Origin of the sequence: Microbacterium sp. MEJ108Y, from assembly GCF_000834175.1 — a bacterium.
Lineage (GTDB): Bacteria > Actinomycetota > Actinomycetes > Actinomycetales > Microbacteriaceae > Microbacterium > Microbacterium forte.
Genome location: NZ_JXQX01000010.1, coordinates 72,783 through 96,407, shown reverse-complemented (window position 1 = coordinate 96,407; position 23,625 = coordinate 72,783). Strand labels below are relative to the sequence as shown.

At 66.6% G+C, this 23,625-nt stretch carries 33 protein-coding genes; 20 read left to right on the top strand and 13 right to left on the bottom strand.

Going from position 1 to position 23,625, the window contains the following annotated elements:
• The first annotated feature begins 9 nt into the window (after positions 1 to 9).
• From RU09_RS06095 to RU09_RS06055, 9 genes are all read left to right on the top strand, one after another.
• Complete coding sequence (locus tag RU09_RS06095; RefSeq protein ID WP_042538548.1) at positions 10 to 300, top strand: hypothetical protein; 291 nt, start codon at positions 10 to 12, stop codon at positions 298 to 300.
• A complete protein-coding gene (locus tag RU09_RS06090) occupies positions 297 to 716 on the top strand; it encodes a hypothetical protein (RefSeq protein WP_042538546.1) in 420 nt (139 codons plus the stop codon). Before RU09_RS06095 ends, RU09_RS06090 begins: the two co-directional genes overlap by 4 nt.
• A 106-nt stretch (positions 717 to 822) precedes the next feature.
• Positions 823 to 1,407, top strand: a complete 585-nt coding sequence (locus tag RU09_RS06085; RefSeq protein WP_042538609.1) for a hypothetical protein — start codon at positions 823 to 825, stop codon at positions 1,405 to 1,407.
• Between the two features lie 87 nt (positions 1,408 to 1,494).
• On the top strand, positions 1,495 to 1,869 hold the full coding sequence (locus tag RU09_RS06080) for a hypothetical protein (protein ID WP_042538544.1): 375 nt from the start codon (positions 1,495 to 1,497) through the stop codon (positions 1,867 to 1,869).
• Complete coding sequence (locus tag RU09_RS06075) at positions 1,866 to 2,231, top strand: hypothetical protein (protein WP_042538542.1); 366 nt, start codon at positions 1,866 to 1,868, stop codon at positions 2,229 to 2,231. The genes RU09_RS06080 and RU09_RS06075 overlap by 4 nt, the downstream gene beginning before the upstream one ends.
• A gap of 15 nt (positions 2,232 to 2,246) precedes the next feature.
• A complete protein-coding gene (locus RU09_RS06070) occupies positions 2,247 to 5,591 on the top strand; it encodes a phage tail protein (protein ID WP_042538540.1) in 3,345 nt (1,114 codons plus the stop codon).
• Between the two features lie 11 nt (positions 5,592 to 5,602).
• Positions 5,603 to 6,397 carry a hypothetical protein gene (locus tag RU09_RS06065; protein WP_042538538.1) on the top strand — a complete coding sequence of 265 codons (795 nt, stop codon included), beginning with the start codon at positions 5,603 to 5,605 and terminating at the stop codon, positions 6,395 to 6,397.
• Between the two features lie 8 nt (positions 6,398 to 6,405).
• Positions 6,406 to 7,479 (top strand): hypothetical protein, encoded by a 1,074-nt coding sequence (locus RU09_RS06060; RefSeq protein ID WP_042538536.1) that lies wholly within the window; start codon positions 6,406 to 6,408, stop codon positions 7,477 to 7,479.
• The gene (locus tag RU09_RS06055) at positions 7,466 to 8,266 is read left to right on the top strand and encodes a hypothetical protein (protein ID WP_042538534.1); all 801 of its coding nucleotides are present in this window, start codon (positions 7,466 to 7,468) and stop codon (positions 8,264 to 8,266) included. Before RU09_RS06060 ends, RU09_RS06055 begins: the two co-directional genes overlap by 14 nt.
• Here RU09_RS06055 and RU09_RS06050 read toward each other — a convergent pair.
• Both RU09_RS06050 and RU09_RS18465 read right to left on the bottom strand, forming a co-directional pair.
• Entirely contained in the window at positions 8,263 to 8,670 is a 408-nt protein-coding gene (locus tag RU09_RS06050) for a DUF732 domain-containing protein (protein ID WP_042538532.1), read from the bottom strand. The genes RU09_RS06055 and RU09_RS06050 overlap by 4 nt on opposite strands.
• A complete protein-coding gene (locus tag RU09_RS18465) occupies positions 8,667 to 8,810 on the bottom strand; it encodes a hypothetical protein (RefSeq protein ID WP_156145879.1) in 144 nt (47 codons plus the stop codon). The genes RU09_RS06050 and RU09_RS18465 overlap by 4 nt, the downstream gene beginning before the upstream one ends.
• Before the next feature lie 53 nt (positions 8,811 to 8,863).
• Between RU09_RS18465 and RU09_RS06045 the strand changes: the two genes are divergently transcribed.
• From RU09_RS06045 to RU09_RS06035, 3 genes are read left to right on the top strand one after another with little or no spacing between them, the layout of a single operon-like run.
• Complete coding sequence (locus tag RU09_RS06045) at positions 8,864 to 9,337, top strand: hypothetical protein (protein ID WP_042538530.1); 474 nt, start codon at positions 8,864 to 8,866, stop codon at positions 9,335 to 9,337.
• Positions 9,337 to 11,442 carry a hypothetical protein gene (locus RU09_RS06040; RefSeq protein ID WP_042538528.1) on the top strand — a complete coding sequence of 702 codons (2,106 nt, stop codon included), beginning with the start codon at positions 9,337 to 9,339 and terminating at the stop codon, positions 11,440 to 11,442. The genes RU09_RS06045 and RU09_RS06040 overlap by 1 nt, the downstream gene beginning before the upstream one ends.
• Positions 11,443 to 11,453: 11 nt before the next feature.
• Complete coding sequence (locus tag RU09_RS06035) at positions 11,454 to 12,152, top strand: hypothetical protein (protein WP_042538526.1); 699 nt, start codon at positions 11,454 to 11,456, stop codon at positions 12,150 to 12,152.
• A gap of 34 nt (positions 12,153 to 12,186) precedes the next feature.
• On the opposite strand, the gene RU09_RS06030 is transcribed toward RU09_RS06035, so the two are convergent.
• Complete coding sequence (locus RU09_RS06030) at positions 12,187 to 13,629, bottom strand: alginate O-acetyltransferase AlgX-related protein (RefSeq protein WP_156145878.1); 1,443 nt, start codon at positions 13,627 to 13,629, stop codon at positions 12,187 to 12,189.
• On the opposite strand from RU09_RS06030, the gene RU09_RS06020 reads away from it, so the two are divergent.
• The 4 genes from RU09_RS06020 to RU09_RS06005 are packed head-to-tail and all read left to right on the top strand — an operon-like array spanning position 13,583 to position 15,585.
• Positions 13,583 to 14,431 carry a hypothetical protein gene (locus RU09_RS06020; RefSeq protein WP_042538520.1) on the top strand — a complete coding sequence of 283 codons (849 nt, stop codon included), beginning with the start codon at positions 13,583 to 13,585 and terminating at the stop codon, positions 14,429 to 14,431. The genes RU09_RS06030 and RU09_RS06020 overlap by 47 nt on opposite strands.
• A gap of 38 nt (positions 14,432 to 14,469) precedes the next feature.
• Complete coding sequence (locus RU09_RS06015) at positions 14,470 to 14,841, top strand: hypothetical protein (protein ID WP_156145877.1); 372 nt, start codon at positions 14,470 to 14,472, stop codon at positions 14,839 to 14,841.
• Positions 14,834 to 15,250 carry a hypothetical protein gene (locus RU09_RS06010; RefSeq protein WP_042538516.1) on the top strand — a complete coding sequence of 139 codons (417 nt, stop codon included), beginning with the start codon at positions 14,834 to 14,836 and terminating at the stop codon, positions 15,248 to 15,250. Before RU09_RS06015 ends, RU09_RS06010 begins: the two co-directional genes overlap by 8 nt.
• On the top strand, positions 15,250 to 15,585 hold the full coding sequence (locus tag RU09_RS06005; RefSeq protein ID WP_042538514.1) for a hypothetical protein: 336 nt from the start codon (positions 15,250 to 15,252) through the stop codon (positions 15,583 to 15,585). The genes RU09_RS06010 and RU09_RS06005 overlap by 1 nt, the downstream gene beginning before the upstream one ends.
• Positions 15,586 to 15,661: 76 nt before the next feature.
• Here the strand turns inward: RU09_RS06005 and RU09_RS06000 are convergent, their stop codons facing one another.
• From RU09_RS06000 to RU09_RS19010, 6 genes are all read right to left on the bottom strand, one after another.
• On the bottom strand, positions 15,662 to 15,961 hold the full coding sequence (locus tag RU09_RS06000) for a hypothetical protein (RefSeq protein ID WP_042538512.1): 300 nt from the start codon (positions 15,959 to 15,961) through the stop codon (positions 15,662 to 15,664).
• 9 nt (positions 15,962 to 15,970) lie between these two features.
• Positions 15,971 to 16,291, bottom strand: a complete 321-nt coding sequence (locus RU09_RS05995) for a hypothetical protein (RefSeq protein WP_156145876.1) — start codon at positions 16,289 to 16,291, stop codon at positions 15,971 to 15,973.
• A 69-nt stretch (positions 16,292 to 16,360) separates the two neighbouring features.
• The gene (locus RU09_RS18245; protein WP_197065975.1) at positions 16,361 to 16,945 is read right to left on the bottom strand and encodes an NYN domain-containing protein; all 585 of its coding nucleotides are present in this window, start codon (positions 16,943 to 16,945) and stop codon (positions 16,361 to 16,363) included.
• Between the two features lie 114 nt (positions 16,946 to 17,059).
• Entirely contained in the window at positions 17,060 to 17,254 is a 195-nt protein-coding gene (locus RU09_RS05985) for a helix-turn-helix transcriptional regulator (protein WP_042538507.1), read from the bottom strand.
• On the bottom strand, positions 17,251 to 17,400 hold the full coding sequence (locus RU09_RS18460) for a hypothetical protein (RefSeq protein WP_156145875.1): 150 nt from the start codon (positions 17,398 to 17,400) through the stop codon (positions 17,251 to 17,253). The genes RU09_RS05985 and RU09_RS18460 overlap by 4 nt, the downstream gene beginning before the upstream one ends.
• Before the next feature lie 63 nt (positions 17,401 to 17,463).
• A complete protein-coding gene (locus RU09_RS19010) occupies positions 17,464 to 17,586 on the bottom strand; it encodes a hypothetical protein (RefSeq protein WP_269430310.1) in 123 nt (40 codons plus the stop codon).
• A gap of 94 nt (positions 17,587 to 17,680) precedes the next feature.
• On the opposite strand from RU09_RS19010, the gene RU09_RS19070 reads away from it, so the two are divergent.
• Both RU09_RS19070 and RU09_RS05980 read left to right on the top strand, forming a co-directional pair.
• Positions 17,681 to 17,917 (top strand): DUF3263 domain-containing protein, encoded by a 237-nt coding sequence (locus tag RU09_RS19070; RefSeq protein ID WP_197065973.1) that lies wholly within the window; start codon positions 17,681 to 17,683, stop codon positions 17,915 to 17,917.
• Between the two features lie 349 nt (positions 17,918 to 18,266).
• Positions 18,267 to 18,446: a hypothetical protein gene (locus RU09_RS05980; RefSeq protein ID WP_042538505.1), complete on the top strand. Its 180-nt coding sequence runs from the start codon at positions 18,267 to 18,269 to the stop codon at positions 18,444 to 18,446.
• Positions 18,447 to 18,529: 83 nt separating this feature from the next.
• Here RU09_RS05980 and RU09_RS05975 read toward each other — a convergent pair whose 3' ends face one another.
• The 4 genes from RU09_RS05975 to RU09_RS05960 all read right to left on the bottom strand — a co-directional run bounded on the left by RU09_RS05975 (position 18,530) and on the right by RU09_RS05960 (position 22,159).
• On the bottom strand, positions 18,530 to 18,805 hold the full coding sequence (locus RU09_RS05975) for a hypothetical protein (protein ID WP_042538502.1): 276 nt from the start codon (positions 18,803 to 18,805) through the stop codon (positions 18,530 to 18,532).
• 56 nt (positions 18,806 to 18,861) lie between these two features.
• Positions 18,862 to 19,146 (bottom strand): hypothetical protein, encoded by a 285-nt coding sequence (locus tag RU09_RS05970; RefSeq protein ID WP_231567476.1) that lies wholly within the window; start codon positions 19,144 to 19,146, stop codon positions 18,862 to 18,864.
• Positions 19,147 to 19,334: 188 nt separating this feature from the next.
• Entirely contained in the window at positions 19,335 to 20,924 is a 1,590-nt protein-coding gene (locus tag RU09_RS05965; protein ID WP_042538498.1) for an amidohydrolase, read from the bottom strand.
• Positions 20,924 to 22,159 carry a hypothetical protein gene (locus tag RU09_RS05960; RefSeq protein WP_042538496.1) on the bottom strand — a complete coding sequence of 412 codons (1,236 nt, stop codon included), beginning with the start codon at positions 22,157 to 22,159 and terminating at the stop codon, positions 20,924 to 20,926. The genes RU09_RS05965 and RU09_RS05960 overlap by 1 nt, the downstream gene beginning before the upstream one ends.
• Before the next feature lie 180 nt (positions 22,160 to 22,339).
• Between RU09_RS05960 and RU09_RS05955 the strand changes: the two genes are divergently transcribed.
• Together RU09_RS05955 and RU09_RS05950 are read left to right on the top strand one after the other, a co-directional pair.
• Positions 22,340 to 22,942: a TetR/AcrR family transcriptional regulator C-terminal domain-containing protein gene (locus tag RU09_RS05955; RefSeq protein ID WP_042538604.1), complete on the top strand. Its 603-nt coding sequence runs from the start codon at positions 22,340 to 22,342 to the stop codon at positions 22,940 to 22,942.
• A 288-nt stretch (positions 22,943 to 23,230) separates the two neighbouring features.
• Complete coding sequence (locus RU09_RS05950) at positions 23,231 to 23,620, top strand: hypothetical protein (protein WP_042538494.1); 390 nt, start codon at positions 23,231 to 23,233, stop codon at positions 23,618 to 23,620.
• Positions 23,621 to 23,625 lie beyond the last annotated feature (5 nt).

The window sequence follows — 23,625 nt, the reverse complement described above, 5'->3', positions numbered from 1 at the left end:
GAGGCACGCATGGCCCGCAGCGGTGACACCGAGATGGAGTTCAACGAGGGATTCTTCGAATCGATCCTTCGCACCGCGCCCGTCGAGGCGCTCGTCGACGGCATCGGAAACCGCGCGCTCGACATCGCGCAGGCGACCGCGCCCGTCGACACTGAGGAGTACCGCGACGGTCTGCACATCGAGCACCACGAGTCCCGCTACCGACGCACCACGCGCGTCGTCGGCAGTGACCCGAAGACGCTGCTCATCGAGAGCAAGACCGGCACCCTCGCCCGCGCTCTCAAGGGGGCGAAAGGATGAGAGTCACCCCGCCGAACCTCCCGCACTGGCTGACCGGCTACGTCCGCAACCTCGCCGCGGCAGACGGCCACACGGTCGACGTCGGCAACAAGGAGCCGCCGACTCTGGCGCTCCCACTCAAGCGGCCCCTGATCGTCATCCGTAACGACCCGGGGTCGCGGCTCGACTGGACCACCTTCGACCGCTCGATCGGTGCGTCGGTGCTCGCCGGATCGAAGCTCAACGAGAAGCCGGCCGCAGACCTCGCGAACTGGCTCGCCGGCGTGCTGTTCGACGACGAGCTGCCGCTCGCGGAGGGCAGCCCCATCGTGCGCGTCGACTTCGACGGGTGCAACGGCCCCTACGAGGTGCCCGAAGAACTCGACGTGTCGCGTCAGTACCTGACGGCGCAATACGTCGTCGCCGGCTCCTGGTGAGCCACCCACCCGTCACCCCGCGGACGCGTCGGCAGTCGACGTGACCGTTCCCACCCACCGGGCCTCGCACACACGCGGGGCCTTCTTCATGTGAAGGAGAACACCCATGACTGCCGATTCCCAGGGCAACGACCTCGAAGCTGTTGGCGTACCGATCACCGGTGTCGCCGCGTTCGCACCGGTCCTGCTCGCCAACGTCATCGCGAAGGCCGAGCTCGGCGCGAGCCCGCTCGTGCTTCCCACCGCCGCGAAGCGCCTCGGCCTGTACAAGGTCGACGGCGGCCCGGCCCCGTCGCGCGAGAACGGCGACGCGATCGAGTTCTTCCAGAAGGGCTACACGCTCGCTGGTGAGGGCACGCGTTCCGTGGTCATCAACCTCGCCGAGCAGAACGTGAATGTGCAGGCGCTCATCGAGGGCGTCGAGCCGGATGCGAACGGCGTGATCGAGGTCTCCTCGTCGCTGCCCGACAACCGGTTCATCCTGTACGTCGTCACCCGCTACCGCGGCGGACTCGAGAAGCGGCAGGAGGGCGTCGCCGCCGTCACTGCTGTCGAGCCTGACCAGCAGACGCGAGGTGAAGTCGAGGGCCAGGCTGTGACCTTCACCTGGCAGGAGGACGAGCTGTTCAACGGCGCGCCCTTCTGGTCCTGGGGCCCCGCCGTCCCCGGCGCCGCGCCCGACGCGGGCTGACACCAACCGCTGGCCGGGATGTCGTCGGGTCATCCCGGCCAGCCTCACCCACCCGACACCACCCGATGACCCGACAAGGAGACCATCATGGCAACACCCAGAAAGACCACCGCGCCCGTGCTTGAGTACGACTTCGACAGTTGGTCGGAGGAAGCCGAGGAGAAGGCGATCGCCGCCGCCGTCCCCGACGTGAAGTACATCATCGTCGAGAAGCGCTTCATCGGCCGTCTCGCCGACGGCACGATCGTCGAAGCGCCTCTCAGCCTCAGCCTCGACGAGGTCGACGAGATGCAGGCGGAACACGCCACGCCGGTCGATCAGTTCAAGAGCATCCTCAAGAAGGTCGGTGGCGAGAAGATCGCCTCCGAGTTCTCCAGCCGCGACATGGTCGAGGGCGCGATCCTCGCCGAGAAGTACTTTCGCGTGCTGCAGCGCGTCCAGCAGGCGGCCTTCCCGGAATGATCGCCGTCGCCCGGGTCATCCGAGAGCACCGTGGGATCGTCGCGCGCACACTGCGCGAGACGTTCGGTGTAGGCATCTCTGACCTGGGCGACGGCCTCACCTGGGGAGAAGCGAAGCTCCTCCTCGAAGAAGCGTCGGACGACACCGGCACGGCCCTCGGCGCGAAGCTCGCCGGGTGGGCGTACCGCGCGTCCACCCGTGAGCTGCTGTCACTGATCGCTGGGATCGGTGACGCGAAGGCGGCGAAGAAGCTCATGCCGTGGGTGCTCCCAGACCCGCGGCGCACGACGAGCACGGCGGACGCCGCCGAGCTCGCTGAGGCGCAAGCCGCTCTCGACGAAGGCCTCGTGTTCTCGTCCTGACCCGAGGGGGTGCTGATGTCCTCTGAGGTTGGTTCCGGTCACGTCTCGATCTTCCCGGTGTTGACCGGGTTCAAGACGCGCGTGACGAAGGAGACCCAGGCGGCGGGAGCAGCCGGGGCGAAGACCTTCGAGGGCGGGTTCAAGCGTGCAGGTGCTGCGACCGGGCGTGCGCTCGGCCGCGATCTGAAGTCCGCTCTGAACTCGTCGGCGGCGGACCTCGGCGCGGACGCGATGCGCAAGCTGAACGGCGAGGTCGCGTCCGCGTCGGCCGCGCTGTCGAAGACACGGCTGAAGCAGCAGGACGAGGCCGGTCGTGTCCGGGTCGCGGAGACGCGACTGCAGGAAGCGATCGAGAAGTCTGGCGCGAGCTCGTCTCAGGCGGTCGCCGCCGAGGAGCGTCTCGCTGCTGCGCGCCGTAACCAGCTGCTGTCCACCGAAGCGGTGTCGGCGGCCACGAACCGCCTGAAGGCTGCGCAGGACGCTGTCTCTGCGGCTACGCAGGGCGCACGCGCCGCAGCCGCCGCTCTGGCTATGGAAGCCGCTGCCGGCGGCCGGGGTCTCGGCGCTCTCGCCGCAAACCTCCGCGCCGGATGGCAGGACGCCGAAGCGGCGAAGTCTGCCTTCACCGGCCTCGCCGGATCGATCGGCGGCGTCCTCCGCGCCGTGTCCGACCTCTCGGGGCTGACACGACTCGGCACGATCGCGAAGACCACCGCCGCGCGGGTGTCGACGGCATTCACGACCCTCGCGACGCAGGTCGGCGGCAAGCTCGCCTCGGGCCTTTCGAAGTCGATGAGCGCCGTCGGGTCGACCGTGCGCGGCGCGTTCGGTCCGCTCGCCGGATACCTGTCGGCGCAGGCGACCATCCTCGCCTCTCCATTCGTCAAGCTCGGCTCTCGAGTCTCGACGTGGATGAGCCCGTTCACCTCACAGGTGCGTGCCGGGTTCGCGAAGCTCTCCGGCATCGGCGGCCCCGCCGCATCGCGGCTCGTCACCGCGTTCGGCACCGGGCTGTCCCGGCTGGGATCGACCGCAGCCTCCGCGTTCTCGAGCGTCGTCGGCGCTGCGGGTCGCGCGGCATCGGCAGCAGGACAGGCGCTCGGCAGCGGTATCCAGTCCGCCGCCACAGGTGCTGTCACCGTCGCCGCAGCTGGCATCGGTATCGCGTTCACGAAGGGCTTCAGCCGCCTCGCGGCGATCGACACCGCGCAGGCCAAGCTCCGCGGCCTCGGGAACGACGCCAACTCCGTGAAGACGATCATGGGCGACGCTCTGACGTCGGTCCGCGGAACCGCCTTCGGTCTCGGCGAAGCGGCGACCGTCGCGGTATCCGCTGTCGCCGCCGGCATCAAGCCCGGCGAGGCGCTGCAAGGCCACCTCAAGAGCATCGCGAACAACGCCTCCGCGGCCGGCATCTCCATGGAGGAGATGGGGTCGATCTTCAACAAGGCGGCCACGCAGGCGAACGGCGTCCAGAACGACGTCATCAGCCAGCTCGCCGACCGCGGCATCCCGATCTATCAGGCACTCGCCGACCAGATGGGTGTCACCGCGGGCGAGGTCTTCAAGATGGCCTCCGAGGGCAAGGTCGACTTCGAGACGTTCTCGAAGGCGGCTACGGCCGCCGCGGGCACGGTCGCCGCCGAGATGGGCACGACCGTTCCGGGCGCGGCGAAGAACTTCCTGGCCTCGATGGGGCGCATCGGCGCGAACGCGCTGCAGGGTGTGTACGGCAAGATCGGTCCGCTGATCGCAGCCGCGACGTCGGCGCTCGGTCCCATCGAGGAGCGAGCGAAGGCGTTCGGCGACGTGCTCTTGCGCGTCCTCGGACCCGCACTCGACTGGATGACGAACCTCTTCACCCGGATCGGCGAGGGCGCGTCCCTCGTCGACGTCGGGCTCGGGGGACTGACCGGCCTCATCGCCCCCCTGGGCGCCGCCTTCGCGGCTCTCGGCGCGGGTGGTCTGGCCGGGGTGCTGTCGCGTCTCCCGCTCGTCGGGTCGATGCTCGGCGGCCTCACCGGTCCGCTCGCTGCTCTCGGCGGTCCTCTCGGGATCGTCGCGGCAGGGCTCGCGGGTCTCGCGCTCTCAGGCGGGGACTTCTCGAGCCTGGCGTCCGGGATCACCGGCGTCGTCGATCAGATCGTCGCAGCCCTGCCGGGGCTGGTCGACCAGGTCGTCGCGCTCGTGCCCGGGATCATCACGGGCATCGTGTCGGCGATCCCTCAACTGCTCACCGCGGCCGGGACGATCGTCGAGTCGCTGATCTCCGGGATCGTCCAGGCGGCCCCGCTGCTCGTCGAGGGTGCTCTCGCACTCGTGACGGGGCTCATCGACGCCGTGGTGGCGAATCTGCCGCTGATCGTTGACGGGGCGATCAGTCTCGTGACCACCCTCATCGAGGGCATCATCACCGCGGTGCCGATGCTCATCGACGCGGCCCTGGCGCTCGTCACCGGGCTGCTCACGGCGATCGTCGGAGCGCTGCCGCAGATCATCCAGGGCGGCATCGAGCTTCTCATGGCGCTGATCCAGGGGATCATCGAAGCGCTGCCTCTGCTGCTGCAGGCGGCGCTGGATCTCGTGACCGGTCTGTTGACCGCGATCATCGAGAACCTGCCGATGATCATCGAGGCCGGCATCCAATTGCTGCTGTCGCTCATCACTGGGCTGATCGAGGCGCTGCCTCAACTGATCACCGCGGCGATCGAGCTCGTGCTGCAGCTGGTCGCAGGGCTGCTGACGATGCTCCCGCAGCTGATCGAGGCGGGCATCCAGCTCGTCGTGTCGCTGATCACGGGTCTGATCGAAGCGATCCCGAAGATCATCGAGATGCTGCCGCAGATCGTGAAGGCGATCTGGGACGGTCTCGCGAATGTCGACTGGCTCGACCTCGGCGCGCAGATCATCCAGGGCCTCATCGACGGCTTCTTCAGCATGGTCGACTCCCTCGGGGGTGCGGTCGGCGACATCGTCGAGACGATCACCGACTTCTTCCCGCACTCGCCAGCCAAGCGCGGCCCGCTCTCCGGGTCCGGATGGCGGCGGCTGAAGGAGTCGGGCGCGGCGACGCTCGAGCAGTTCAACGCAGGCGCGAAGGACGAAGCCCCCGGCTTCGGCGACGCGCTCGTGGAGGCTGCCTCATCGGCGTCGAAACGGGCACAGATCGCGATGACCTCCGCCTCCGCGACGGTCGAAGCATCTGAGGCTGCTCGGCGTCCCGGTGCGCCAGGTGACGAACCGGGCACGGCAGGCACGCACATCGAGCAACACAACCACATCGCGCACATGCCTCCTGAAGAGGCGGTCGAAGCGACAGGGCAGCGGCTGTCGTCGCTGGCCAAGCGTGCCCGCACATAGGAGGTCGCACCATGCAGCAGGCGCTCGAGCTCGTGACGGGCGGCCGGGAGATCCTCGGCCGCCCGTGGGACATGTCTCGGCCCTGGGGGCTGTTCGTCCAGAAGGACGGATTCCAGGGCTGGGGCGGCCTCTCTGCCGGTCGACGCGAAGCGCTCGCTCGCGCGGTCCAGCACGGCGAGCACGACGTGCCCGTCTATCTCCCGTCGCGCGTGGTGACGATCGACGGGTGGGCGATCGCCGACACCCCGCACAACCTGCAACGGCGCCTCGAGGACGTGACCGGGATCGGAGCCACCGGTGCGGCGGAGGACTTCTCAGCCAAGCAGTGGGGTCTCGCCCGTCACGCGAGCGGCCGCCGCATCCTCGCGGTCGCTGACGACGAGGGCCGATGGAAAGGCCGCCACATCTACACGCCATTCCAGCTGCAGTTCGTCTTCGCCGACCCGAGGAAGTACGGCGAGACGACGCTGCTCCCGGGCGACAAGCTCACCCCGCCGTCACCATCCGCGACGGCGACCAGCATCGATGTGTATCACCGGGGAAACTTCCCGGCGTATCCGCTGATCGAGATTCCGAACGCTTCCGCCTCCTACAGCGTCACATCTCCGGGCGGCACCTTCACGGTTACCGGTGCCACCGCCGGGGGAACGCATGTCGTCGACCTTCGCCGTGGGCGCGTCTATCGCAACGGTGTCGAGATGCCAGGTGCTGGCCGCGGCGACCTGTGGGCCGTGCCGGCGCACACGTCGTGGACGCACGCCCTGTCGATCGCTGGGCGGATCCACATCACCGACACGTTCGTCTAGGAGGTCTCGTGTTCGAGCTGTGGACCCACGACGCGATCACCGGCGACGAGCGCAAGCAGGTGTTCCCCGCCGCGGAGGGCGCGCAGTGGTCAGTGAACCTCACCGGCACCGGGACGTGCACGTTCGTGTTCGTCGTGAACGACGCCGAGACAGGCATGGACGGCGCCGAGATTGATGCCACGTTCGCCCCCAACTCGACGCTCCTCTCCCTGCAATGGGGCACGACCGTCATGGGCGCATGGAAGATCGAGGACTGGGACTACGACGAAGATAAGGGCACCGTCACGGTGACCGGCGTCGAGCTGCGCAACGAAGCCGCCTGGCGGATGACGTACGGCGTGAGCAACTACGAGGCGGGCACCCTGGCAGTGGTCAACCGCAACCGGCAGGGTGCCGTGCGTGCGATCCTGGCGCGCTTCATGCAGTGGTCCCCGGAATGGGCCTACCCGATCGACCTCCCCGCCGACGGTGCCGGCACCTTCACCCAGACGTGGCAGTTCTGGAAGAAGCTCACGATCCAGGATCTCCTGACGCAGGTCGAGGACGACGGCGTCGAGGTGTTCCTCCGCCCCTATCTCACCGCGGCGCGGCAGCTGCGATTTCAGACGATCGTCGCGGTCAAGGTCAGCGTCGGCACGTCGTACTTCCACCTGCAGGCGGAGGACCGGCCGCTGTCGGGCGTGCACTACAAGAAGTCGGGCGCCGAGCAGCTGACCGGACTGCAGGGCATCGGCACGGGCTCCGGGCAGGATCAGCCGGTGGCATGGTCCGGTGGCGGTCCCTACCTGATCCCCATCCGGGATGCGAAGCGCGAGTTCCCCGACCTCGAAGGGACGCGGCTGCAGTCGGCAACCAATGCGACGCTCGCCGATCTGCGCAACCCAATCGTCCAGTGGACGGTGTCGACGTTCACCGCATCCGACGAGCACCCGCCATCAGAGGCGGTCGTCGGCCGAGGATGGCAGCTCCAGTCCGAGGGCCACCCACAGTTCCCTGACGGGACGCATACCGTGCGGGTCATCGCCGCGTCGGGGTCGTTCTCGAACGTGATATCCGTGGAGGTGCAGAGTGGCATTGCGTGATCTGAACGAAGCGTGGGGCTGGATCCAAAGGCTCGTCCGTCGCGTCTCCCGGCTCGAGTCTGGGGCGCTGCTCGAGAACTCGTCGATCACGAACGGCCGGATGCGGTTCATCGGCGGTCTGCTCAGGCTCGACTCCGGCGCGCGCCTCGAAGGCGTGGGAACGTTCGAGTGGAGCGGCGCGGGATCGATCGCTGGGAACTGGGAAGTGCTTCAGGGCGGCGTCATCAAGGTCGGTGGCGTGCTGATCAGCCCCGTAGGAGGCGGACGCATCATGGTCGGCGAAGGGCCCGTCGGCATCATCCTCGACGGCGGCACCGGCACTCTGACGATGGGCAACATCCGCCTCGAAGGTGGAAAAATCTACGTCGGTGCAGGCGCATCCCAGATCGTCATCGACGGTGCGACCGGGAAGATCACGGCCGGAAACGTCACCATCGAGACGAACAAGATCACGGTGGCAGGCGGCTCGTCACCGGCCACTCTCCAGGAAGGCAAGATGGCATTCGGCACCGGGGGATCGGTGGAGGCCGACACTGCAATCGGCGGCGTCCGCATGGTGGCCGGTGACGCAGTGGTGAATGCAGGCACGACGGCGTCAGTCCGCAAGGGAAACGCCTCGGTGATCGCCGGCCCCTTGGGGATCGACATCAACGCAGCGGCGCTGCGTCTTCTCCTCAATGCTCCGATCAACCTGACGCCAGGGCTCATCCCGACGCAGACAGGAACAGGCTTGCCCGTGGGAACGCTACTGATCACGTCGACAGGAGCGCTGCGACGCGCTGCCTAGTCAAGAGGGCAGTAGACCTCTGACGCTATCGCGCCGATCTTCGCGCTCGACTCGAAGTAGCCGAGGCCGTTCGCCTGCTCGCCTTCGATCACTTGCACCGCGAGCACGTCCGTGCCGTCTGCGATCTGAGCACACGCATCCTGCGCCGCGGTGAGTAGCTGCTCGTCTGTTGCGTTCGGAATGACGGTGTCCTCGGGGAGTTCAGAGCGAATCTGCGTGAGGTAGTCCTCGTCGGGCGACGACGACTGGGCGGACTCCTCGGGCATCTCCGCGACGAGCGGCGCTGCGGACTCGCTTACGGCAGGCGCTGTGCGCTCGTCTTCGGCGTCCTCAGTACCGCCGGCGCACCCGGTGAGGGCGATGAGAAGAGCGGCCGCGAGGACGGCGAGGGTCGTGCGCTTCATGACTGGTTCTCCTTGATGTAGGCGATGAGTGCTCGGCGGATGACAACGGAGACGTTCTCGCCGTTCGCTTTCGCTGCTTTGGTGGCCGGTTCCCAGACGTCGTCTTCGATGCGGACTGTTCGGTTCGGTGTATTCCCCATGACCGCAAGTGTATGTGCACTGTATTTGCAGTGTCAAGAGATTGGAGGGGCCCATGGCCGTCGTAACAGGAGACATCAGCAGGTGGGGTCTCGGGCCGTTCCCGGCAGACGCACGACTCCTCGTGCGCTTCGTTCCTTCGTCGAGCGCCGTCGGGGCAGGGCTCGTGCTCCCGCTCCGCGAAGAGACCATCGAACCAGCTGCGGACGGAACGTTCTCGAAAAGCCTCGTCTCCACCACTGAGTTGCTGCCGGAGTGCTGGTACTCGGTGCGGTTCGAGTGGTTCCAGAAGCACCCGATCAAGGGCGACTGGAACCTCGATGGGTGGTCGGATCTCCCGGGAAAGCTGCGAGTGCCGCCGGAGGGTGGCGACATCACGCTGCTGTTCGAGACCGATGATCGCGGGTTCGCTGTGCCCCTGTACTTCGGGTACGGCGAACCGCCTGAATGGCTGCCGTCGGGCGGCGTCTACTACGACCTCGATGACCCCGAGGGCGTCGGTGTGTATTCGGAAGGGAAGGTCGTCTGATGGCTTCGAAGTATGTGAAGCGCGGCGTCATCCGCGTCGCGTCTGACTTGTCGATGGCGGTCGTCCTCAGCAACCCGGCGTCGCAATTCCGCGGAGCCCTGGTCGATCTGCTCGAGGACGTCGCGGCCGGCGTCATCGCCGACAACCCGACGGTCATCGCGGCAGCATCGGCAGCGGCCGGTCCGGCTGTTGACGCCGCGATCGCTGAAGAAGGCCTCGTCCGGTTCAGCGATCCCGCCATCCCTCGGGTCGCCCCCACCGCACAGTCTTCGTTGGCCTACCGCTTCCGCAACACCGCGCGGCAGATCCTCGGCAGCATCACGAAGAACGGGCGGCTGCGCTTCCAGGGCTTCGAGTACCCTGACGGGTCGGTCGTGCGCAGTGTCAGCTCGCCGGAGTTCTCGCGGAAGTCGGTGGGCCGCAATCGTCGCATCGGTGAAGACATGATTCTCGCGGACGGCACCGTGCCCGCATGGATCATCAACCGGTGGCTCGCCCGTGTGGGTTTTGGCGGCCGCCTCCCGAGCGTGACGCTCGTCGTCCGCCCCAACCCCGGGCCTGGTGAGTACGCGTCCCCGCAGCTTGCGCACAACGCGATCAACGATTCGTCAGCTTCGAAGTGGTACGAGATCATCGTCTTCCCGGGCGTGTACACGGAGACTGAATGGACGTTCAAGCCATACACGATCACCCGTGCAGCGGGAGTACTCGGCTCGGTGATCCTCCGCGGAGAGCTGCCCGATTCGGCCACGGACGCACAGATCTCGAACACGTCGACCGTCTGGTTCAAGGACACCGCGCGCATCGAGAACCTCGTCATCACGGCGCGGAACATGCGCTACCCCGTCCACTCGGAATCATCCGGCGTGACTCGCGACTACCTCCACGAGGTCGTCAACTGCCGCATCGAGCACTTCGGCAACGACGGAGCTCGGGAGTGGCGCACGGCAAACCCCGGCTCGGGAATGTCGCCGTCCACGGTGTGGGGATCAGATCGTGCCTGGGGGTACGGGGCATCGTCCGGCGGCGTGGAGCGGTTCGAGAACACGACGTTCGTATCCCGCCTGGACGCCTGGTACGTCCACGACAACGCGGACTGGACCAAGCCCGCGAACCACGAGCTCATCAACTGCCGGCTGGTCGCAACGGACCCGGTCGGGCGTCTCCGGGTGGAGTCACTCGGGTCCGGGCAGACGAGCCGCGTCACCGTCCGGGGCTCGGTGAACGACTTCCTGTTCGTTCAGGAGAACGATTCGCCCTGGATCTCGACGGCGCTGGATCACCAGGTCGCGAATCACTCGCAGATCTTGGTGACTGTGGAAGGTCTCGCCCCGATCGGTTTCCAGACCATCGCCCGGGGAAAGGCGCTGCGGATCGAGTCCAACACGTCTGGAGCGACGTCGTCGGTCAAGGTGTCCGGCACGGCCGCATCGGCGATCTTCGGCCAGGTCTTCACCCGTGAGGGTGGGGGAGGGCTGAAGGGTGAGGCGTGGGGAGAGTTCGACATCTCCGGCATCCTCGTCGGCCTCGCGGGTGCCACCCAGGTCGCGAACACTCTCGGGCGGCGTCTGGGCGACTGCACCACGGTGAGTAAGACGCTCACCGTGACGGTGGATGGTGGCGCTCCCGTGAACGTCGTGTTCACGGGCAACCACACCGCGGACTCGAACGCGACGATCCTCGGCCTCATCAACGCGGCGCTGGGAAGCGCGGCGACGGCAGCGGAGTATGCGGTCTCTCAGGGCGAGACGTACCCGACGTTCCCGGATCGGGAGGTCACAGTCCGCAACGACGGCACGGTCGGCATCCCGCGGTTCGCGGCCGTACGGACCTCGCCGGCAACGGGCCGCGCAATCCGCATCCACGGCACGGCAGACCCGGTCACGGTGTTCGCGGGCGTCGCGCTCGAGCCGATCGCACCGGGCAAGACCGGTCGCGTTCTGAAGTCGGGACTCCTGAATACGCCCACGCAGCTGCACGGCTTCAGTTCAGGGCTCGCGGTCGGCGTACCACTGTTCCTGTCCGACACCACCGCCGGCGCTTTCTCGGCGACCGGCTCCCGTCAAGTCCTCGTCGGTCATCACACCGACTGGGCGCGTTTCTGAAAGGAACGACCATGGGCATCATCTCCGACATCCCCAGCGATTTCGACCTGACGCTGCCGTACGACACCCTCGAGCCGGTGCTCGGCACGAACGATCTGATCCTCCGGTTCGTGTCCGAGTCGCTACCCGCGAGCTCGCTGGGGCCCATCAGCGAATGGCGGTCTGGTCCTAGCGGGCCGAACCGGCGGCTGTTCATGACGACCTCGGCGAACTATCCGTCGCTCGTGCAGCACGTCACTCGACGGGTGGTCAGGTTCGATGGTATCAACGACCTGTTGACCCTCGAGTCCCCGCCGACGATGACGACGTGCACGCTGTATATGTGCGGCAGGTTCTCGACCGTCGATGCGAACCGGCACATCATCGCGAACCTCGGCGGGGCGAACATCGGCATCGACGGCAACAAGCTCAGGGTCGCCGGTTCGGGCAGCAGCGGCGTGCTCAGCACGACCAATGTGAACGCCGATGAGTGGATCGTCTTCGCAGTGACGTTCAACGGCACGAGCGTCACCCTCTCTTACAAGAGCGATTCGATCACCAACGCCGCCGTCACTCTCGGCGGCGACCTGAACCTGTTCACCCTTGGGGGGACCGGTGGGTTGTTCTTCGGCGGCGACATTCACGAAGCGCTCATGTTCGACAGTGTCCACGGCGATAGCGCGCGAGCGCAGCAGATGCAGCAGCTGCGCGAGTGGTACATCGCGGCCTGATTTAGCGGAGGGCCCCGAAACTGGGCCCTCCGCTCTAGACCGCGGCGACCCTGTTCAGGAACCTCTCGACCGTCTGGCCCACCACCACGTCGGGTTTCAGCTGATCCACGAGATTCCAGTCAAGGTTTGGCCCCCAGAGGAAATGGAACTCGCTGAAGAGGTGCTTCCCCCACCACGAGAGCTGTCCGGCGAAGTCACCGGACTGAAAGAACGAGTTACCGAAGACGAGTACCTTGAGCGGGCTCGGAGCGGTGCTGTTCGTCCACCCGAAACGCCGGCCCCTCACGCCCACGGCAGGGAGGTACTTCTCGATCATCGTGATGCCGCCCGCATAGGCGGCGAGCTCATCGTCGCTCGGCTCGACGATTCGCGAGTAGACCGGCAGCCCGAAGCGTCCGGTGAGGTCGCCAACCGCATACCTGAACTGATACATCCGAACGGCATCCACGAGCGGAACGAGCTGGGGGTCGATCTGTGCGGCCAGCGCCGAGAACATCCTCTGAGCGCCGACCGCTGAGAAGTGCGTGTCCGTCGTCAGGAATGGATCATCGACGTTGTTCCACTGCTCGAAGGGTGCGAGGCCGCTGACGTAGAAGTCGGCGTCGCGCAGCCTGTTCTCGATCTCTTGGAGCACGGGGGTCGGACCAGCGATATCGAAGGGAGCATCGTCGCGCAGGACGGTCAGCTTCTCGGGGACGATGGTCTGCACGAAGCGCGCTCCCCGCGCTTCGCATCCCTCTACTCGCAGGGCGAGAACATCCATCCACCGGTCAACTCGCGACAGGAGCGCATCGTCGACGGGCTCGTCGTACAGCGACACTAGGGAGTTGGTCCCACCGGTGAGGAACAGGTGCCCGCGCAGTCCGGTGACCGCTGATCCATCCATCGATGGCAGCCCGGCAGGCATGAGCATGGGCGACAGGTTGCCCGCTTCGATCTGTAGTTTCACCGCGTCACGCTCGGCTCGAGACCAAAGGGCGGGTGTCGCAACGCCATCCAGTTGTTCGACAGCGGCTTTCTTCATGGCGGCGAAACCGTCTGCCCCGAGGCTCAGCGCCGTCTCTCTGTCATCGCAATGCGCCTTCACCGAGAGCCGGCCGGACACGACGTCGAGAGCGGTGAATCCTCGCGAACACCGGAGGGAGAACGTGGCGTCTTGGCTCGTGATCTTCAGCAGATCGCCACGGCTGCCGGTCGGACCGGATTCCCCGACGATTTCGCCGTCAACGGTTGCGACCACGCGAACGTCCCGGTTGTCGTTGGCCTCCGCGTCGAATACCCAACCACTGATCGTCTGCTTGTCGAAGTCGAATCGTTCCGCGTACCCATGCACCCGGGCAACTGTAGCCGACACGCCACCTAATCGCGCTTCTCGACATCCCACCCCAGCCCTGCCGTCGTGCGGGGCTTTCTCATGGAAAGGAGCGCTCATGACGCTCGGATTTAGTGACGGCGCGTACAACCTCGCGGCCGGCACCCGCAAGGCTTTCGGCGCGCTCTCTGACGACCTGGTTCGCGAGGGGCTGCCGCCGATGGTTTCCCGGTCCGGCGACCGCGAACCGGCGGATCAGCTGCGGATCTGGTACGAGCGGATGACGCTCACGCCAGGTCGCCGGAAGGTCTACGGCCGGAAGTGGTGGCAGGGCCGTCTCTGGTATCAGATCCACCCTGACGCGGTCGGCATCCCGGACACCAGCAACCACGAGAAGCGCCGCTCGAACGATCTCCGCGCGCCGTATAACGCGGACACCGCGGCCGCACGCCGCGCGAAGGAGCTCGCGAAACGCCACAACATCACCCGCGAGGGCGAGGGCTTCCGCGAGCTCTGGCACTGGACCTTCTGGGGTCCGCTCGGCACCATCGGCGCCCCGGCATCCACCGGCGGGGCCAACACAGCAACTGTCCACGAGGAGGACGACATGATCGCCGCACGAATCACAGACGGCAACGGTGTGAAGCACCACGCCATCATCGGCAACGGGCACCTTCGGCACCTGATCGACGCCGACGACCCCGAGTGGATGAAGAACGTCTGCACCGCCGATGACCGCTGGACCGACATCCCGATCCAGCGACTGCCCTCCGTGCTCCGCAGCTTCTCGTGCGACCTGCACATCTGGGACATCCGCAACGGCTCATTCGTCGTGCTCGACCCGCTCACCGGGATCGTGTCCGCAGGTGCGCTGTGGTCGGCGACCAACGCCGGCCGATCAGGCATCGCTCGCGTCGAGGTGACCTCGGCTGAGACGGCCGCGTACATCGCAGAGCTCGCGAGCTGATGCGTGAGCGGCTGCGTCGGTGGGCTGACGATCCGATCGTGATTCCCCGGGGTTCGATGGTGACGAAGTACGTCTTCACCACGCTCCTCGGGGTCGCGGTCGCGATCGCCACCGCGCCCACGCTGGATCAGGTCACCTCGGCGTCGTACTCGTCGTTCTGGGCGCTCGGCATGGTGCTCGCCGGCGCCGTCGCCACGGCGGGCTCGACGAGGAAAAAGTGGTGGCGCTTCGAGTTCGCGGGCGCGATGTTCGTCGTCGCCCTCCTCGCCGTTTACGCCTTCGCGCCGGTCGTGCTGATCTTCGGCGGCGACATCGAGCGTCTGGCCTACTCGGTGATCTGTCTCGGCTTCATGGTGTTTCCGACGACAAGGCTCGTGACCCTCATTCGTCGAGGGGGTTCGGATGCTTGAGCTGATCTTCCAGTACGTCCTCCCCAGCACGATCGTCGCGTTCGTCAGCGGGTGGTTCATCCTCGCAGGGAAGCGCCGCGACCGGGTCGCGGCCGACGCAGCGGCCGAGGCTGCTCGTCACGAGAAGCAGTTCCCGGGCTGGCAAGACCTCGTCGACGAGAACCGCGATCTGCGCGTCGAGATGACCAGCGTCCGGGACGAGGTGCTCGGTCTGCGCGACGAACTCAAGGACGTGCGCCGCGCCGACACCCGAAAGATGCAGGCCGTTGCCCGCATCCTCCGAGCCCTGTTCGACCAGTGGCCGGGTGGCGACACCCCCAACCTCGACCCCGCGGACATCGCGGAGATCGAAGACACCGTTCCGCCCGCGTGGGTTCGCCGCCGGGCAGTCCCTATCAAGGAGAACTGATGGACATCGCAATTCCCGTCGCGCCTCTCGGCGTGCTCACCCTGCTCGGCTTCTTCGCCCCTTACGCGATCGCCGCACTGAATGGCGCCCTGCCATTCGTGAAGAAGGCATGGCAGAAGAAGATCGTCTCGGTCACCGTCGCGCTCGTGCTCGGCGCGATCGTCATGGTGTTCTACTACGCGATCACCAAGGAGCCGATCACCGACTGGTGGGTGTTCGCGCTCCTCGCAATCGTCATCGTGAACGCGTCCTACGCGCTGGTCACCCGTGAGTCGGCTTCCGCTGTCGAGCGTGCCGCTGACCCCAACATCCTCACCGTTCACGAGAACCGCTGAGCAGCCACACACGCACGAGAAGACCCCCACCTAGCCTTCGGGCCGGGTGGGGGTCTTTCGTCGTTCCTCGCAGGCGTCAGTCAGATCCGTCTCTGCTGCGTTCTGCCGCGAGCACCGCTTCATCGCGGGTTGCGTAGGCGTCCGGCAACCATCTGCCGTCGACCGTGGCGATGAACTCTGCGTCTGCCTGGAATACCTGGATGTCGAACGCGTCGTCGTAGACGAGCCAGCGCTCGCGTTCGAATGGGTCGCCGTTGACTTCGCCGCCGATGCCCGTTTCGGCAGTCGAGCCGGAGGGCGTGCTGGTGCTCACGGGTGTTGGGACGTCGTCGATCTCGACGATCTCGTCGATCTCGTAGCTCTCAGCTTCGGACATGGACTCAGATTAGCCTCGCGCGGGCCATGACGCACCCGCGTGCGCGGTCGGTGTGCGGTGGTCGGGCTGCGCGCGGCGGCTCGCGCCGATCGCGATCCACGGCTCGAGTCCGGGAAGCTCGCGCAGTGCGGTGCATAGCGTGGTGATGTGGGCCTCTTCGAAGAACCCGACCCAGATGCCGACCGACTCGGTGAGGATGTCTGGCCGGTCGCCGGCAGTCGCATAGAGGTCGGCGATCACAGGCGCCGGGTCGGTGGTGTACCTGTTGCGTGAGCAGATGGCGTCGAGGGTGATGCTGAGCATCACGTCGGGGGAGAGGCGTCGTGGCACGGTGAGTCATCCTGTTCTCCGGCCGAGGGCCTGATGATACTCCGGGGTGCCGACGCTGACGGCTCGGGCCTAATACTCCCGGGTGTCCCTGCAGCGGTCGAAGTGGTCGAGTTCCAGTCCGGTCGCCCACATTCGCGCTCTGGGAATCTGGAGGCGACTCTTCGAGCGCCAGCCAGCCACCTCGACGATGGACCGATCGATGTCTCGAGCGGTTTCGAGGGCCGGAAGAAGGTCCGTGTCGCGAGAGGCCAGGATCAGGACGTCCGCCCACTTCTCGATCGAAGCGCGCACCAGCGTCACTGCGAGCATGACGTCGACACCCTTCTCGCGAGACGGCGAATCTGGCCAGTCGTGCGGGTATCGGAGCGTCCTCGAGTGCACCGTGACGCGGCGATCCCTCTCCCATTCGGCAGCCTGGGCCTTGTTTCGACCCGCAGGAATCACCTCGCGCTCACTGCTCGGCTGGCCGCGGTAGACATGGATCTTCTCGATCGTCACCGGGGTGTGGACCAGATCGTTGCGGACTCGCTGCACCTCATCGGCGAACCGGCCAGGGTGGATGAGCGAGTGATGGATCGGCATCTCACTCTCGAAGCACTCGTGTGCCGAGATATGCAGGTTCTGATAGTCGATGAAGAGGTGCGCCGTTGCCACTCTGATTCCCCCAGGGTAGAAAAAGCCCCACCAGGCCCGGAGGACGGTGGGGAGCTATGAGGTATTTGTATCACATGCTGCTGTAAAGATGCATCCAGCGATCGGCATGCATCACTAGGCAGACGGCTTCCGACCGGCGCCGGCACCCTTTCCAGGGCGTGCCGCGTTCCACGCGTCGATCGTCTCGGGTAGCCAGCCCCGAGCCGAGCCGACCATCGCATCCGGCTCGGGCAGCTTGTAGCGCCCGAGGGTCGCTGGCTTCACGCCGATGCGTTCGGCGAAGTCGGAGCGCGACAGATAGTGGATCATGCCTCGTCCTTCCGGATGCCGGAGAGCACGACGATCCCGGCCGCGAGCACGGCGAGCAACCCGGGCCAGAAGTTGCCGGTTGCGAATGACCAGGTGGCGGATGCCGCGGCGAGGGCCGCGGCGGTGTAGGTGAGTGTGGTGTTCATGATGAGCATGGATACTGGAAAGCGGGGATCGGAGCTACTTGATCTAGTTCCGATCCCCTTCCCTCATCTGCGTCTTCGTTTCTTCGTCTGCTTGGGCTTCAGGGCCGCGATGACGGCGGCGAGTCCGAGGCCGAAGGTTCCGAGTCCTGCGAAGAACGTTCCGAGGGCTTCCAGTGGGTGATCCATGTCACCTCCTCTCTGTTGTTGTATCTCAATCATACATCGTCACGATGTATAGGGCAAGCGAGAGTGTCTGCGGTCTCCGGAAGAATCTCGAACCGTGACGCCTGCTGACATCCTCGCTTTCGAAGCCGCCAACCCGCACCACACCCCAACTCGCGCCGAGCACATCCGGCGCGAGCTCGGGATCACACCGACCCGATACTTCGTGCTGCTCAGGCGCGCGGCAGAGTCAGCTGCGGGCATCGCCGCGCACCCGGTTACGGCGCGTCAAGTCCGAGAGCGAGTGGAGCGTCGAGCTGCTGCACGCGAGCGTCGGACGCGCATTGCGGCGTAGCCCCAGTCCACACGTAGTCCACATGGCTTTGATAGCCATTGAAATCGGATGATCTGTGATGTGCAGTAAGGGCGGGGCTAACCTCCTGGTCAGAGGGGCATTTGATAGCGGATGATCGCCGATGCAGTTCGTTGCGAAAGCGCCCATTCTCAACAAGGGGTCGCAGGTTCAAATCCTGTCAGCCCGACCACAAAGCCCCGGAGAACCGCAGAACTACGCGGAACTCCGGGGCTTTTCTCATGCCCGGCCCAGCAGCCAGGAACGCACTACCGTGCGATGTCGACTCGTCAACCCCCTCTCCAGCATCGGATGAACGGCATACCGTCGGCTCATCGACAGAGGAGATGCAATGAGCGATCTGCAGAACACGCACGGAACCACCGACGCCCACGAGGAGCCCGACACCGCCTCGGGTGGTGCGCCCGATGACTCGACGTCCCAGAGCACGTCCAAGAGCACGGACGAGATCCTCGAAGACGAGACCACCGACGAAGACGGCGCGCCTCTCGAGAACCCGTCGGGCGGCTGAATCGGCCACGCCCTGAAGAGCGAAGACCCCCACCCGGCGCTGAGCCGGTGGGGGTCTTCTTCGCTGTCCGCTGGTCTCTCGACCTAGGCGTTGCGCACGGTCAGCATCCGCCATCCTTCTGGCACCTTCGCCTCGAGCGATGCCATGTCGTCAGCCTCGATCTCCTGCACGCCGTCGACGCGGGTGAACGTGCCGGTCGCCTCCATCTTGGCCACGCCCTTCAGCATCCGCACCGGCGCCGAGGCCAGCTCGAAACCCGGCCTGCGGTGCTGTTCGAGCTCGACGAGCACCTCGGCGAGTGTCGTTCCGATGACGTCAGCGGTGCTGGACTCGACGGGACGGATCAGAGCGATGAGCATGAGGCCAGCCTACGGCGCGGCGGTCGCCTGGCCGGGGTACCGCTCCGCAAGGGGTGTCAACTGGGCGTGGCCGCAAGCGGAGGAAGGTGCGGGATCGTGATCGGCGCCGTGGACCGGCTCGGTGGGTTGTGGAACCGCTGCAGATCGCTGAGCACCTCGTCGGCCGACATATACGAGCTCGCCAGGGGAAGGTTGCGCAACCAGAGCACGTCGACCTCGACGGCATCCACCTGGTAGATGCAGGCGACGGTCTGGCGTGCGTCGTGCGGCTCGTACTTGTGGTCGACGATCAGCCACTCGGTCTCAGTCACCCTGCGGAGCTCGAACCTCGGATCGGGCATCGCGGACATCTCAACACTCCAATCAGTCGTATTCGCCATCGGCTGACAGGGGGAGCGCTCCGCGAACGGGCGATGACATCACCGCCTGATCGACGGGCGCCCTCTGCCCGCCAGAGTTCACCAGAATTATACGAATAGACCGGTATATCGCTCAAGGGGACAGTGAGCGGAAGCCGTGCTGGGGCGCCTCAGGCCTCGTATGCGGTGCGTCCACCGATCACCGTGCGCAGGACGCGGGCCGTGAGCAGCGAACGGCTGCCCTCCGAGAACGGATCGACGTCGAGCACGACGAAGTCCGCCGCCTGGCCCACCGCGATGCGGCCACGCCAGGCCCCGTCGCCGATCGACTCCGCCGCGTCTCGCGTCGCATGAGCGATCGCGCGCCCGAGGGGAAGGGCGAACTGCGGGTGCACCGCGGGCGTATCGGGGTCCAGCGCCGATGCCCGTGTCGTGGCCACGTACATGTTCGCGAGTGCCGCGTGCGGCGCGGTGGGAGCGTCCGTCGAGAAGGCGAGCAGCGCACCGGCATCCTCATACTCCGGCCAAGCGAAGGCCCGCTCGGCTCGCTCGTCGCCGAGCTGAGCCGCCCAGTTCGCGAAGATCTCCGGATCAGCGTGCACCGGCTGCATGGACGCCGTCACACCCAGGCGCGCCATCCGCTCGGCCGTGCCGGGTGCTGCGTACTCGAGATGCTCGATGCGATGCCGACGAGGACGATCGCCGTTGATCGTGATCGCGTGCTCGATCGCGTCCAGCGCGAGCGTGCTCGCCTCATCGCCGATCGCATGCAGTGCGACCTGGAGTCCCGCGGCATCCGCAGCCGCGACGACGGGGAACAGGCGTTCGGTCGGCCAGATCGGCGCCGCGTTGGAGCCATCCGCATACGGTGCGCGCATCGCGGCGGTGCACGCGTCGATCGTGCCGTCGAGCACGAGCTTGATGCCGATCACCCGGACAGCGCTCGAGGCGGTCTCGGCACGCTCGGCCGCCTCGGCGACCTGAGCCAGGTTCAGGGCGTCATCGCCGGTGTTCGCGACGAACCAGTGCGCGGCTATCCGCAACGGCAGCGCGTCGCGCCCCTCCGCCCGTTCGAGCGCCTCGAGGGCGAGCCCGTCGAACGCCATGTCGACAGCGCCGGTCACACCCGCCGCGAGATACGCCTCCACGACGCGCTGCACCGCTGCATCCCGCTGCTCGTCGGTGGTCGTGGCATCCCGGTGCGCCCACGCGTGCTGCTGCGCGGCCGTCTCGTAGAGCATCCCGGTCGGTTCGCCGTCGGCATCCCTCTCGATACGGCCGCCGATCGGGTCGGGCGTCTCGCGGGTGATCCCGAGCTCCTCGAGCGCCGCCGAGTTGACCCAGCAGGAGTGGTAATCATTGGCATCGAGATAGACGGGGATGTCGGCGACGACGGCGTCGATCATCGCTGCCGTCGGCGATCCGCCCGGGATCGCGTCGAAGAGCCATCCGCGCCCACGCACCGCACCGGTGGAGGTCTCACGCGCCTCTTGCACTCTGCGCTGGATCTCGTCGAGAGACCCGGCATCGGTGAGCCCGATCTGGCCCAGCGCCTCGCCCATCATCAGCAGATGAGTGTGGGCGTCGGTGAATCCGGGAAGAACGACCCCTCCGCCGAGATCGACCACATCATCGGTCGGCGGTGCGTCGGCCTCGGCTCCGACGAAGGCGAAGTCCGCGCCGTCTACGACGACGGCTTCGGCCCAGGCGGCGTCGTCGGCGGTGAAGAAACGCGCATTGCGATAGAGCGTGGCGGGCATCAGAGTGTCTCCTCGGTGGTGGCTGCGCGCTCGAGGCGTGTCGAGAGCAGGGCGATGGCGCTTGCGGGCACGGCGAGCACGAAGCTCGCGATGCCCAGCGCCCCGGCGAAACCTTGGAACCCGAGCATGCCGACGAGCGCAGCGCCGATCACGGGGGTCAGTGCCGATCCGACGAGGTAGACCGCGAGCAGGGGTCCAGACCAGCGGCCGTCGGCATCGAGAGCCGCCGAGGTCGACACGAAGTACATGAAGGCGATCGCGTAGACGGTGTTCCAGGCGATGAACACCACGATGAACGCGGTCGGATCAGAGGTGAACCCCTCGACGATCTTCAGCACTCCTCCGGCCAGCAGCAGCACGGCGAGGGGCACTGCTCGGCCCAGCCGGGATCCGACGATCATCAGCAGCACAGACCCGATGAGACCGCCCGCCGTCGCGCCGCTGAGCGCGAGGCCCAGCCCCTCGGGTGTCAGACCCGTCTGCTCCGCGCCCATGATGCCGGCCATGGCCCAGAGCGAGTCCTCGCTCACCGCCCACAGCGCGAACACGACGAGAAGGCTGAATCCGGCGATCGTGACGGTTCGCGAGCGTGCGGGAGAGAGGCGCACCGCGCCTGTGGGCGGCACGTCGATCGGCATCGCCTCGGCGACAGCGGCCCCGGCCTGAGGATCGATCACGGGGGCCGCAGGCAACCACGCCGAGACGAGCAGCCCCAGGATGCTGAACAGCGCGAGAGCGCCGAAGACATCGATCGGCGCGAGCCCGATGAGAGGGATCACCGCCAGCACGATCGTGATGACGCCACGGTTCGCGAGACCGTTGAAGCCCGCGACCCTGTCGGGATTCCGGAAGGCGGCGAGCGCGGCTCCGGATGCGGCGACGGCACCGCCGGCTCCCGCCCCGCCGACCAGCAGAGCGGGAAGGATGAGCGCAGGCACCAGCGCTGCGGTGGTGAAACCCAGGGCCGCGATGGCGAGTCCGGTGCGGGCCACCATGCGCCTGTGACCGCCGGCGCAGAGCGGGGCGATCGCGAGTCCCGTGACCGCGGTGAGCAGCAGGGTCGCGGTGACGAGCCAGCTCGCGGCGAGCACGTCGATGTCGAGGCCCGTCTGTGCCGCGGTGATCATGTAGGGCGACAGGTTGACGCCCAGATAGCCCGCGATTCCGATCGCGAAGGTGGCTGTGGCGGTCGGCAGCCGGAGCGGAACCCGGGTGCTGAGGTCGATGGCGGTCATGGTTCTCCCACTGAGAGGGCACGGCGATGTGCGCGAAAGTCCTGCCGATGCGCGTCGGGTGGGGCGCGGATTCCAAAACGAATGGTGTTCGTCAACGAATGGTGTTCACTATTATGCACAGGAGGGATGCCGGAGGGAAGAGATTTCTCGACGGGCCCGCCGACAGAGAGTGAGCGTGCGATGCCCCGACCCTCGAGCCCATTGCTCTCACCCGAGATCATCGGGGCGGCAGGCCTCGAGCTGTCGAGAGCCGGAGAGCCGTTCGGGGTGAACGCGATCGCCCGCAGGCTCGGAGTCAGGCCGTCTTCGCTCTACAACCACGTGGACGGCATGGACGGCATCATCGAGCTGATGCGCGGCCGGTTGGTCGAGGACTACCGGGTCAGGCCGGGGGAGAGCGCGTGGGACGACTTCCTCGTCGAGCTTCTGCGACAGCAACGCCAGATGTATGCCGATCACCCGCAGCTCGTGCCGCTCCTCATCGGAAAGACCATCACTCATCCGGCGGTCATCACCGCGTATGACGACCTGGCGACCGTTCTCGTCGACGGCGGCTTTCCCGAAGACGAGGTGCTCACGGTGATCGCGATCATCGATGCCTTCGCGATCGGCTTCGGCCTCGACCTGGCATCGCCGGACGAGGTCTGGGAGCCGGGGGAGGCAACTCGCACACTCGGTCGCGTGCTCGAGGGTGCGGAGCGCGGCACCGCGCGAGCGGATCGGACGTTCGAGCTCGGTGTCGGACTGTTGGTCGACTCGCTTCGGGCTCGCCTCGACAGGTGAGTCTCGCCTGGACAGGTGAGTTCGGAGTGGTTGCCCCCTCGAGTCATCCAACCCCATTTGGATCACTCGAGAGGGCTCACCGTCCGTCCCGGACGGTAGGGGAGGCGGCGAAGATTTTCGCTGCTCTCTCGACTGATATATCCCCAGATGTTCAGCCGGTAGCCCCCGCTACTTGCAGCAGAATATCGCTTAATCGTCGTGTCCGCCATTTGGGGGACAAAGAAATCTACGAATGTTTCTTCCAGGACTGGGGCTTGCCGTGAGAACGTCCACTCATAGAGTGGTTTCATGGACAGAAAGCTCGTGCTGAACGCGCACCTCGCCGTCGCCCACGGGCACCGAGTCGAGGTGACGGAGCGCATCGACGAGCTGACCGGTGAGTCCGTGGTCCTGTCTGTCAGCGACCTCGACACCGGCATCCGATATCGCCGCGTCGAAGAGCCCCGGGGCGAGCTCCTCCGGTGGCTGGGTCGTGTCATCGACTGCACGGTGACGATCGGCGGCCACTCGTCGCTGACGACTCTCACCGTCGATGCCGAGGGGAGCGGATCGGGAGCGACGAGCGCTACGGCCGCCCTGCACGGCGCGGATGCGGCGGTCGACGCCGCGAAGGCCGAAGCGGACCGCTGGGGCGGTGGCGACCGCGTGCCTGAGCCGGAGCCCGAACGCTTCTGGTGAACCGT

What these genes read in the sequence shown, in the direction of transcription:
- RU09_RS05960 (WP_042538496.1), bottom strand. Translation starts at nt 22,159, where the DNA reads ATGACCGCCATCGACCTCAGCACCCGGGTTCCGCTCCGGCTGCCGACC.
- RU09_RS06005 (WP_042538514.1), top strand. Translation starts at nt 15,250, where the DNA reads ATGGACATCGCAATTCCCGTCGCGCCTCTCGGCGTGCTCACCCTGCTC.
- RU09_RS06095 (WP_042538548.1), top strand. Translation starts at nt 10, where the DNA reads ATGGCCCGCAGCGGTGACACCGAGATGGAGTTCAACGAGGGATTCTTC.
- RU09_RS06080 (WP_042538544.1), top strand. Translation starts at nt 1,495, where the DNA reads ATGGCAACACCCAGAAAGACCACCGCGCCCGTGCTTGAGTACGACTTC.
- RU09_RS05955 (WP_042538604.1), top strand. Translation starts at nt 22,340, where the DNA reads ATGCCCCGACCCTCGAGCCCATTGCTCTCACCCGAGATCATCGGGGCG.
- RU09_RS06045 (WP_042538530.1), top strand. Translation starts at nt 8,864, where the DNA reads ATGGCCGTCGTAACAGGAGACATCAGCAGGTGGGGTCTCGGGCCGTTC.
- RU09_RS05965 (WP_042538498.1), bottom strand. Translation starts at nt 20,924, where the DNA reads ATGCCCGCCACGCTCTATCGCAATGCGCGTTTCTTCACCGCCGACGAC.
- RU09_RS05970 (WP_231567476.1), bottom strand. Translation starts at nt 19,146, where the DNA reads ATGCCCGATCCGAGGTTCGAGCTCCGCAGGGTGACTGAGACCGAGTGG.
- RU09_RS06050 (WP_042538532.1), bottom strand. Translation starts at nt 8,670, where the DNA reads ATGAAGCGCACGACCCTCGCCGTCCTCGCGGCCGCTCTTCTCATCGCC.
- RU09_RS05975 (WP_042538502.1), bottom strand. Translation starts at nt 18,805, where the DNA reads ATGCTCATCGCTCTGATCCGTCCCGTCGAGTCCAGCACCGCTGACGTC.
- RU09_RS06010 (WP_042538516.1), top strand. Translation starts at nt 14,834, where the DNA reads ATGCTTGAGCTGATCTTCCAGTACGTCCTCCCCAGCACGATCGTCGCG.
- RU09_RS19010 (WP_269430310.1), bottom strand. Translation starts at nt 17,586, where the DNA reads ATGGATCACCCACTGGAAGCCCTCGGAACGTTCTTCGCAGGACTCGGA.
- RU09_RS06020 (WP_042538520.1), top strand. Translation starts at nt 13,583, where the DNA reads ATGACGCTCGGATTTAGTGACGGCGCGTACAACCTCGCGGCCGGCACC.
- RU09_RS06070 (WP_042538540.1), top strand. Translation starts at nt 2,247, where the DNA reads ATGTCCTCTGAGGTTGGTTCCGGTCACGTCTCGATCTTCCCGGTGTTG.
- RU09_RS06065 (WP_042538538.1), top strand. Translation starts at nt 5,603, where the DNA reads ATGCAGCAGGCGCTCGAGCTCGTGACGGGCGGCCGGGAGATCCTCGGC.
- RU09_RS06000 (WP_042538512.1), bottom strand. Translation starts at nt 15,961, where the DNA reads ATGTCCGAAGCTGAGAGCTACGAGATCGACGAGATCGTCGAGATCGAC.
- RU09_RS06035 (WP_042538526.1), top strand. Translation starts at nt 11,454, where the DNA reads ATGGGCATCATCTCCGACATCCCCAGCGATTTCGACCTGACGCTGCCG.
- RU09_RS05985 (WP_042538507.1), bottom strand. Translation starts at nt 17,254, where the DNA reads ATGATCCACTATCTGTCGCGCTCCGACTTCGCCGAACGCATCGGCGTG.
- RU09_RS18460 (WP_156145875.1), bottom strand. Translation starts at nt 17,400, where the DNA reads ATGAACACCACACTCACCTACACCGCCGCGGCCCTCGCCGCGGCATCC.
- RU09_RS05950 (WP_042538494.1), top strand. Translation starts at nt 23,231, where the DNA reads ATGGACAGAAAGCTCGTGCTGAACGCGCACCTCGCCGTCGCCCACGGG.
- RU09_RS06040 (WP_042538528.1), top strand. Translation starts at nt 9,337, where the DNA reads ATGGCTTCGAAGTATGTGAAGCGCGGCGTCATCCGCGTCGCGTCTGAC.
- RU09_RS05980 (WP_042538505.1), top strand. Translation starts at nt 18,267, where the DNA reads ATGAGCGATCTGCAGAACACGCACGGAACCACCGACGCCCACGAGGAG.
- RU09_RS06085 (WP_042538609.1), top strand. Translation starts at nt 823, where the DNA reads ATGACTGCCGATTCCCAGGGCAACGACCTCGAAGCTGTTGGCGTACCG.
- RU09_RS06090 (WP_042538546.1), top strand. Translation starts at nt 297, where the DNA reads ATGAGAGTCACCCCGCCGAACCTCCCGCACTGGCTGACCGGCTACGTC.
- RU09_RS18465 (WP_156145879.1), bottom strand. Translation starts at nt 8,810, where the DNA reads ATGGGGAATACACCGAACCGAACAGTCCGCATCGAAGACGACGTCTGG.
- RU09_RS06075 (WP_042538542.1), top strand. Translation starts at nt 1,866, where the DNA reads ATGATCGCCGTCGCCCGGGTCATCCGAGAGCACCGTGGGATCGTCGCG.